The 9,528-nt window shown below is 45.2% G+C and carries 9 protein-coding genes and 1 pseudogene; 4 read left to right on the plus strand and 6 right to left on the minus strand.

The genetic code is table 11. The features are described 5' to 3' along the window. Positions 1-107: 107 nt before the first annotated feature. Complete coding sequence (gene folE / locus F6K51_RS33880) at positions 108-764, minus strand: GTP cyclohydrolase I FolE (protein WP_293029465.1); 657 nt, start codon at positions 762-764, stop codon at positions 108-110. Positions 765-783: 19 nt separating this feature from the next. Continuing rightward, positions 784-1,005 (minus strand): GTP-binding protein, encoded by a 222-nt coding sequence (locus F6K51_RS33885; protein WP_293029468.1) that lies wholly within the window; start codon positions 1,003-1,005, stop codon positions 784-786. A 38-nt stretch (positions 1,006-1,043) separates the two neighbouring features. Here F6K51_RS33885 and F6K51_RS33890 point away from each other — a divergent pair. After that, positions 1,044-1,914, plus strand: a pseudogene (locus tag F6K51_RS33890) (IS1 family transposase). Positions 1,915-2,049: 135 nt separating this feature from the next. Next, complete coding sequence (locus tag F6K51_RS33895; protein ID WP_293029471.1) at positions 2,050-2,427, plus strand: EF-hand domain-containing protein; 378 nt, start codon at positions 2,050-2,052, stop codon at positions 2,425-2,427. A 136-nt stretch (positions 2,428-2,563) separates the two neighbouring features. Here the strand turns inward: F6K51_RS33895 and F6K51_RS33900 are convergent, their stop codons facing one another. The 3 genes from F6K51_RS33900 to hslO form a co-directional block, all read right to left on the minus strand. After that, complete coding sequence (locus tag F6K51_RS33900; protein ID WP_293029474.1) at positions 2,564-3,991, minus strand: ion transporter; 1,428 nt, start codon at positions 3,989-3,991, stop codon at positions 2,564-2,566. 109 nt (positions 3,992-4,100) lie between these two features. After that, complete coding sequence (locus F6K51_RS33905; RefSeq protein ID WP_293029477.1) at positions 4,101-6,389, minus strand: chromosome segregation ATPase; 2,289 nt, start codon at positions 6,387-6,389, stop codon at positions 4,101-4,103. A 224-nt stretch (positions 6,390-6,613) separates the two neighbouring features. Then, positions 6,614-7,498: an Hsp33 family molecular chaperone HslO gene (gene hslO / locus F6K51_RS33910; protein WP_293029480.1), complete on the minus strand. Its 885-nt coding sequence runs from the start codon at positions 7,496-7,498 to the stop codon at positions 6,614-6,616. Positions 7,499-7,680: 182 nt separating this feature from the next. Between hslO and F6K51_RS33915 the strand changes: the two genes are divergently transcribed. Then, the gene (locus tag F6K51_RS33915; protein WP_293029485.1) at positions 7,681-8,076 is read left to right on the plus strand and encodes a hypothetical protein; all 396 of its coding nucleotides are present in this window, start codon (positions 7,681-7,683) and stop codon (positions 8,074-8,076) included. On the opposite strand, the gene F6K51_RS33920 is transcribed toward F6K51_RS33915, so the two are convergent. After that, positions 8,073-8,417 (minus strand): metal-sensing transcriptional repressor, encoded by a 345-nt coding sequence (locus F6K51_RS33920; protein WP_293029489.1) that lies wholly within the window; start codon positions 8,415-8,417, stop codon positions 8,073-8,075. The genes F6K51_RS33915 and F6K51_RS33920 overlap by 4 nt on opposite strands. A 417-nt stretch (positions 8,418-8,834) precedes the next feature. On the opposite strand from F6K51_RS33920, the gene F6K51_RS33925 reads away from it, so the two are divergent. Continuing rightward, positions 8,835-9,528, plus strand: a 694-nt coding sequence (locus tag F6K51_RS33925; protein ID WP_293029492.1) for a trypsin-like peptidase domain-containing protein, incomplete at its 3' end; no start/stop codon positions are given.

Below are 9,528 nucleotides of genomic sequence, written 5' to 3' on the forward strand. Positions count from 1 at the left end.
AGTGGCGACAGCAATAATCATAAGCAGTTTTTTTTTATGACGATAATCATTGTATCAAAAAAAGAGATGAGCTTTATACCCATCTCTCACGCTGACACGCGAATCAATTAATGCATTGCAGGGTTGTGGTGAATTAAACTCATAAACTCCTGACGGGTTTTTGGATCATTTGCAAATACACCTCTAACCGCACTAGTGGCAGTCCAAGAACCAGGTTTTTGGACTCCTCGCATTACCATACACATATGGCTTGCTTCCACTACTACCGCTACCCCTTTTGGTTTTAATAATCCTTGAAGGGCATCGGCAATTTGGGCAGTTAATCTTTCCTGTACCTGCAAACGTCGTCCGTACATTTCACAAATACGAGCAATTTTCGACAGTCCGATTACCTTACCGTCGGGAATATAAGCGACGTGAGCGTGACCGAGAATAGGTAAGATATGGTGTTCGCAGGAGCTAAATAGGTCAATGTCCCGAACTAAGACCATTTCATTGGTATTTTCGTGAAATACTGCCCCGTTGAGGAGTTCGTCTAAAGATTGATGATAGCCAGAAGTCAGAAATTTCAAGGCTTTGACCACTCTTTTAGGAGTATCTTTCAAGCCTTCGCGGTCTGGGTCTTCTCCCAATCCTAACAGTAAAGTCCGTACCGCTTGGCGCATCTCTTCTTCAGAAACGAGAGGTTGTTGGGTGGTATTTAGTTTTGGTAATTTGCGATCAATTTTATCAATCTGGTTGGGTTCGGACTTACCTAAGGTCATGAATTTGAATTAGATGAAATTAAACAGTAACAGAAGTAGCCAAGCAGTTATTTAACTTTTGGCGAAGTTTATCGGTATCTAAATGATAACCGATAAAGACTAGCTGATTAACAGGAGGAGTAGACCAAAGTTCGGACTTGATCTCGCTGCGCTGTCCGCAGAGTTGGAAAATGTGACGTAATGGTACTGGTTCCGTCGAATGTGAAGGAGATTTGCCTTGCAGGTCATGAAATAGGGGCATGCTGGAGTTAATAGAAGCCTTTCCTCAATGGTGGTTGTATGATCGAACTATTTTCCTACCCATGTTCTGGATGTGGGAGTGAGGATGTGTACCCTCACCACCGCTATAGTACTCAAAACCATGGTTTCCGTACGATTTATCATTGCCGAGAGTGTGACATCTATTTCAGCGAGACCATAGCAGCCGCCACTGGCGGGTCTGACCACTCCCCTGAGTCGGTAATCCGTGATTCTTAAAGCCATAAGGGTCAATATGGGGCTGAATGCCACAGCTATAACCTTCAGTGTGTCAAAAAATAGTGTAATTGATTGGAAAAGACGTTTAGCGGGTCTCAAACCTACCCTGATGCTTTATGCCCTGCTCCATCAGTTTATTCATCAGGAGATAGAAGGAGATGAGCTGTTGACGATTGTAGATAAAAACCTACCTGCTTCAGAATCACCACGGATGGACAATGGTCTTGATGGAGCGAGGCAGTCGATTTCTATGGGAATTGCACTGTGGACCGAAAGACCAACAGTTATTTGAGCAGGGGTTGAAAGTCGTGAGCGTTGGTGATTGACCAAACCGGAAGCCTCAATCTCTTAACCGATGGAGAACGACGATATGGCAACCTGCTGTTTGAGATCTGCCATGAGGTGATCCGCACGGGGCGACCGGGACGTCCACCAAAGGGGTTGCAAATTTCAATGCTTCTGGGGGACATCGTAACGAGCGCCTTTCGGCGTAAAACCAACACCTATGCGTTCATCTCGCAAAAACCTTCAAAGAACCCTTGATGTCTACTGGTTAGTACACAACTGTGTACGAGTTCATTTTACCACAAAGATTGTGCCTGCGGTGAAGTTAGGCATTTTGGAGGTGGGCATATCTTGGTCGCAGTTATTCACAATTCGATATGCTCTGTAAACAACTAATGTCAAAACTTTTCGCTTCTCACTCGGCGGAACCAGTGCCGACTTTCGGCAATCTTTACATTTTTTGTCCTGTACTTAGATTGCCCAGGCCCGGGGTTGGAAACCAGGAAGTAAAGATTATGAGTTTTTGTATTTCTCCTGGATCAGCTTTGGAGAATGGTTACAAGATTTAGTTGATTTAAATGGGAATGGTCAGATTGAACTCAGTGAATGGTTAGAATGCCTCGATAAGCGTTTGGATTATGATTTTTCTGAAGCCTTTATCAAGCTCATTGATGGCAATGAAGATGGCAAAATTGTGATAGATGAACTTAGACTATTTTATCAAGCTTACCAAATCGATACAACTCATATAGAGGAAGCTTTTGAAACTCTCGATCTCAATCTTGATAGTTCTATTTCTAAAGAGGAGTTCAAACAAATCTTCGAACAATTTTTGTATAGTGAGGATGTGCAAGCACCTGGAAATTGGTTTTTAGGTGTTAGTTTAGCGAAGCAGCTCTGAAGTTTTGGGTAGTTTGTTACATTAGTCATTGGTCATTAATTATGGCTATTTAGTTTTAAAATTCCCACTCATGGTGAACCCTAGGGCGATCCGAACGTGCGATCGCACCATAAGAACCTGCCGCAAAGTTGAGACTTCACCGGACTGGAACCCCAATTTTCGGCAAACTACGAGCAATAATCACTAAGTGATCGCCAGACAGTAGTGTTTGATCTTTGGGGGGATTAATTAGGGTTTCCCGATCTCCATTGCTATTGCGCTCTATGGCGATCAAAGTTGTATCAAACTCCTCTTTCAACCGCTGAGCAGCTTCCCAGAACGAAATGTCAACCCACCTCTGTGGTAAAACAATTTTGTAGAATTGGTTTCCCACTTGCACAGTTAGCAACTCTGACAGCACGTCCACAGCCCCTAGGTTCCGAGCTGAGGTAGCAATTAAGTGACTGGCTAGTTCATCAACAACAACGACATCTTCAACGCCAGCTACTCGCAGTTGGACATTGTTTTTCCGGTCAAGGAGTTGAGCACAAGTGTAGATTCCGGGTTGGAGTTTTTCAATGGTCAAGGCCGCTAGGACTGTCCGTGCATCCCGGTCTTGGTCACTTCGAGGATGGGTAGAATCAGCCAGGAGGATTGCCCGTGAGGCATGATAGATCCCCACACTTTCGAGGACATCAATAGTCGTGTAATCACCAATATAGAAATATATTTGGGAACGGTTAACTCCCTTGAGTTCCGACTCTGGTGTGTCGGTAAACTCTGCCACAACCACCATTGGATAGTGCTTGAGCTCAGAGTCTGCCTGGAGTTCCTCAATTAGTAGGTGACCACCTCGGTTCCAGCCGCAGATAACAATGTGATTGCGCAGTTCATCTAGTTCCAAGTATTTCACCTCCATGACTGTTCTAAGTCGTTGCACCATCACGGCTGACACTACACCGGTGAAGACGGCAAACATGGTTAACCCCCCAATTACTACCATGAGGGTAATCAGACGTCCAGCATCAGTCTGGGGTTGACCACCAATAGGTTCTCCTGAGATTAGGGTAAAAAAACTCCACCATAAAGAGTCTCTTAGGGAAGCAAATGACTCATTCTGTCCTCCCTCCAGTAGATAAATCCCTAAAGCACCGACTAATGTAATTAAGCCGATAATCAGAAAAACTCCAATCTGAGCACTAATACTGGCAGCGAGTGAGGAAGAGATGCGGTTGAGGTTACGGTTTACCAAAATTCCGACTCTGAGCAGCCTTAACATCCGTAACACTCGCAATAAGCGGAATGCCCGTAACAAAGGCAGCACAGCAATAATATCCAGCCAGTAGTGACGCAAGAACCGACGTTTGTTTCTTGCCACTAGGTAGCGGATCGTTAGTTCTATGATAAATATACCCGTGAGTAGCTCTTCGCTTACATAGACCACTCCATGAATGAAACTTGCACCCTCCAGACTTGCTTCAAAAACCACTAGAACTACCGAAAGTAGAATTAGCAGAATGAGGGTGAATTCAGTTTGGGGAGCGTGAATGAACTGGTCAAGACGGGATTTGAGGGTTGATGACAAGTTAAAGTATTCTATATTAAATGGAATTTATTCCATTTAATATTAATAATTTTTAATGTCCAATTTCCACAGGTTTTATCCTAGCCGGTTGTAGTACCCTCGAAAACTCTTAAGAGTCAGTATCAATTAACTCAATCTTCCTACCAGCGGGGGGATTAAACCTAGGCGGCTCTAGCTGAGTCGGTGGTTTTACGATACCCGACGGTGAGGTAACTTCCGGTGGTGGAACCACAATTGGGAAGGAGCGGGCTGGTGGTGATGGTGGTTTTACCACTGATGGTGGAGAGGGAACTGGTTTCGGGATCACCACTTGTGGGGTAGATGGAACCGGAACCGGTCTTGGTCGTCTTACGGGTACAGGAGGTGGAGGAGGTGGGGCTAAAATCTTCCGCCATGATTGCATTTGCCGTTGCGCTTCCTGGTAAGGGCGAGTACCAGACGGAACGATGTTTGCGATCGCAATTGCTTCAGAGAGGTTATAGGCAGAACGACTTCTGGCTATGGATAGGATTTTGTAACTCCAGCGATTGACTACTGTTCTCGCTTCGCTACGGGATTTGGTTGAGGTTGGCACTTGCCTAGCTACTCGAATCGCTTTTCTTAGGGCTTGTGGAGTTCCAGCCTCAGCAATTTGGTAAGCTTCCCGTAAACGCTGCTGACCCTCAAGTTCTAACTTCCAGCTTCTGACTTTGCTTTGGGCTTCATTGTACAGAGCCCGACCTGCCTTAATTTGTTCGGCAGTTGCCACGGCAGCATATAGATCACCCCGGATTGCCAGAGTGCGTGCTTGGTCTAAATAAGGTTGGTCTTCTTGCTGCTGGATACTTCTAGACCACTGATTAATTTTAGTTTGAGCTTCCTGGTAAAGACTACGACCTCGGGAAATTTTACGGGCTTCTTGAACAGCAGCTTGCAAAGAATCGATGCTCCCATAACTAGCCAGTTGTGTTGCCCGCTCCAGGAATGGTCTGTCTTCGATCAGCTGAATTTGACGAGTCCAATCTCGAATTTCGTCCCGTGCTTCCTGATAGCGGGGATTACCACGAGGGATCTGTTCCACTTCAGCCACTGCCAGTCTTAAGTCACTGGCTAAACCCGAGGTAGCATAGGTTCGGGCTCGCTCTAGTCGCGCCACATCTTCTACTTCTCGTTGCCAACGGCTAATTAATTGCTGCCCTTTCTTATATAGGGGACGTTCTGATCCGAGCTTTTGGGCAGATGCGATCGCTTCTTCTAAATCCCAGGTTGTACCGGACTCAGCACGAGATAGGGCATGAGCTAGGTCAATTAAATCAGATTTTAGTTCAGGTACTTTAATGGTTTCCGGAAGTTTATAGGCAATGTCAAGAACTTCGGACCATTTACCTTGCTCTAGCTTGTTCTGAGCAATCTCCACCAGCTTGTTGCCAGAGTCTTTTATTAAATCCTGAGCTTCTTTGTAGGCATAACTTTGCTCTGTGATTTCCTTAGCTTTTTCAATAGCTTTCAGAATCTTCTCTATATTGCCACTTCTACTCAGCTCATAAGCCTTATCCAGCTTAGCCGAGTCTTCCCGTCCCATTTTAATCTTATCCGTTAGCTGGTTATACTTAGCCGTAGCCCAGTAGTCATTGTCCACATAGGTCAATCGTACTGCTTCGCGAAATGCTAAGTTCCAGTTTGATAACCTCAACTGTTTTTCTGCTTGCTCATAAACTCCCTCTGCCCTTGACCAGATTTTCTGCCAACGTTTTACCCGTTTTTGTACTATCGCCCCAGCTACAGATTTTGAAGGAATACGTTTAGCAATCTTAAGAGCTTCATTGAACTGACCAGCTTGAAACTTAGCTTCCCCAATCTCCAGGATTGCCTGTGACCACTCTTCTATATATTGGTTAACTTGTGGGCGTAACGGGTGATCTTCGGGCAGGGCATCGACTAATGCGATCGCTTTTAGCAACTGGGGGACAGTTTCCTGATTTGCTGCCACCTGAGCACAAGATAGGCGCATCGATGCTGAAGCCGTTGGCCAAAACACAGCACGGCAGTTTGGTACAGCTGGCAACCTCAACAACATCATTGCTGAAGCAAATCCAGCACTACCGAAAAGCAACACAACTAAAGCTGACCAAAACTGCCAACTGTGAGGCAAGAGGTTTTTTACTCCAGTAGTTTTTCCTGAGCGAGCTTGTCTCGGGGGAGTTTGTGATTTGTTTAATCCAGAGTTAGCTACTGGTTGACCAACCCCAAATTTTTCAGATTGCTGGGGGGGCTGTGTCGATGGGTTTCCTAGGTCAGGATAGTTTACGATCGGTTGAGTAACCGGTTCGCTATGGTTAGGTTGCCATCCATTAAACTTACCTGAACTTGAACCATTTGACGTTGGCCAACGGTCTGGAAATTCTCTATTTCTGGTCATAATTCACTTCCACACTCCCTACACCGCAAGACAGCAGGTTGTTTACAGCAACCTCAGTTGTTGAGATTTTACCCACCTTACACATATAGAGTCTACACCCTATCTTATAGTAGTGTTCTTATAATTCTGGTTGAGTTTATATGCTGATCCATATTTCTTGCAATCCTTTACAAGTCAGGATTCTAATCTTCCAGTTACAATAGGAAGTCCAGTAGCTACCCAGTTTACAATTCTTTTATCAATTGAGAGAGTTGATCGGGATTGGCATGATAGACCTCTGAGCAAAAATGACAAGTTGCCTCAGCTCCACCGTCTTTTTCTATCATATCCTGAAGTTCCTCTTTTCCGAGCATTTTCAGAGCCCCCAACATCCGGTCAAAGGAGCAACCACAGTTAAAATGGAGCATCTGGGTTTCTGGAAAAATCACTAGCTCCATATCCCCCAGCAACTGTTCAAAAATCTCTGGTAAGGTCTGGTTAGCTTGCAGTAGCGGTGTAAAACCTGATAGTTTAGTAATGCGAGATTCCAAGGTTTGAACTAATGCCTCATCCGTTGCTGCCTTAGGCATAACTTGGATTAAAATCCCCCCAGCTGCAGTTACCCCTTGAGCACCTACAAATACACCAACCACCAACGCTGACGGGGTTTGTTCCGAATTTAGCAGATAGTTAGCGATGTCATCACCTATTTCACCAGAAACCAACTCTACTGTACTGGAATAGGGATAGCCATAACCCACATCCCGAACCACGTATAGGAAACCATCCCTACCAACAGCACCACCCACATCTAATTTTCCCTGCTTATTCGGTGGCAGTTCAACCTCTGGGTTATCTACATAACCCCGAACTTTACCATCTAATCCTGCATCCACCATAATTCCACCCAGTGGACCATTGCCGTTGATCCGAATATTGACCCTCGACTCGGCTCGCTTCATACTAGAAGCGAGCAGAAGACCTGCAGACATGGTACGACCTAGGGCAGCCGTTGCCACATAGGATAGTTGGTGACGTTGTCTAGCTTCTTCGGTCAGGCGTGTAGTAATCACACCAACTGCGCGAATACCCCCTGAAGCTGCTGTGGCGCGAATTAACTGGTCAGCCATAGAAAACTCTTACACTTCTTAATATAATTAATGTTTATTTTACAAATTATCGAGAAAGTATCGAGCCCCTTGCTTGCCCTATCCCTTTAGCCTAGGGATGAAAACAACAGACGGGATTTATCCCATCTGTTCATTCACACTAATCACAAATATTTCCTACGAATAAGGACGATCTAACCAAAATGCTAGGAATCTTTCAAAAAAGTCATCTGAGGATTGAAGTCGAAGCACCACACACTGTTATCCGGGACAGTCTGCTCTATACGGAGCAACTGCACCAGTGGTTGTGGCCGGAGAATTTATCTTCCGAGTTACCCGAACAGCTAGATTTAGGATTGACCTTTACTTCTTCCATCGGGCCAGTAGCAGTACAACACAACGTTGAGCTTGTTCAGTCGAACTGTTTAAGACTGCTCTTGAGTCAGGGAATTGATGGTTATCATGAATGGTATTGGGGAGATGGTTGGGTACAATCTCGCCTAGAAGGGGTGTCTTTGTTACCCTTGAATTGGGGTCAAACCTTAAGTTTGCTGAGGCTACGTCAGTTTGTAGAGCAGCATAGAGCCTCTGACTCCTAACGTAAAAATTGATCTAAAGCCGCTTTCAACTCCTCAATTTCTACCTCAATGTTGCCCTGCTCAGCGGCTCGACCGATACACTCGCTTAAATGTTCATCCAGGATAATTCGTGCCACTTTATCCAAAGCCCCCCGAACTGCAGCAATCTGTACCAAAACATCAGGACAGGGGCGACTTTCTTGCACCATAGTCTTAATCCCTCGAATATGCCCCTCGATTCGAGACAGGCGATTGATAATTCGCCTCAGAGATTCTTCATCATGGACGTGACCATGAGTATGTTGACTATGGTTGTGATTCAGCTCTTGAGTCAGGGCATATTCCCTATCTTTCGAGATCATAGCGGTTTTATTAGTTTTATTAGTCCAAGGTTAACCAACTTCCTGGGTATATCATTATTGATAATTCTTAGCCTAACTTGTTCGGGTCTCTTGGGCTGATCACCCCTTGAGGTCAAGCTCTCTCAATCTTCTGGAACTAGCCCAGGTAGTACCAACGTCATAGGAATAACTCTTAAAAGAGCGATTAGATGCTTGTAGCAACTAATCTACAATCCTAAAAATCTGCCTCGAAACCCACTCCTGGCTGTGGGTGGGAGGAATCTCAGGGAAGCTAGACTTGAGTTAGGGGTTAATGCTAAGGGTCAGCAACAACTGACTAGTAACCACTAGCCGCCAAGTAAATCCCATGCTTAAAGGTGGTGGGATTGGCTTAGCAATACTATTCCCCAAAATTAACCAGAAGAATACGATAATACTATGTCATCAACTAAATTTTCGATTTGGCTTCGCTCAATTAGTAACTATCTCTTGGCTATCTTACTTGGAGTCTTATTGACAGTTGGCGTTTATCGTGTATCTCCCTCCAAGGCTGCTCCTGTACCCAGCACAGACTCAGTAACTCCCCCACTGATCGCCCAACAACTGCTGAATCCACAGCAAGCTAGTAATAGCAGTTTTGTAACAGCAGCGGTCAATCGGGTTGGAGCAGCAGTGGTGCGTATTGACACCGAGCGCACAGTTTCCAGGCGTGTCGATCCCTTTTTTGATGACCCCTTCTTCCGGCGCTTTTTCGGTGATGACTTTTCAACCCAAATTCCCCAAGAAAGACGTTTACAAGGTCAAGGCTCTGGCTTTATTATTGACAATAGTGGTATCCTACTGACCAATGCCCATGTTGTGGAAGATGCAGATAAAGTAACCGTTACCCTCAAGGATGGGCGCAAGTTTAATGGTAAAGTCAAGGGTGTGGATGAATTCACCGACTTAGCTGTTGTCAAAATTGACGGTACTTCCTTACCGATTGCCTCTCTAGGGGATTCGAGCCAAGTTCAGGTTGGAGATTGGGCTATTGCTGTTGGTAACCCCCTAGGGCTAGATAATACAGTGACTTTGGGAATTGTCAGCACCATAGGACGCTCCAGCGCTCAGGCAGGTATTCCCGACAAGCGAC

Origin of the sequence: Moorena sp. SIO3I8 (assembly GCF_010692325.1) — a bacterium.
Lineage (GTDB): Bacteria > Cyanobacteriota > Cyanobacteriia > Cyanobacteriales > Coleofasciculaceae > Moorena.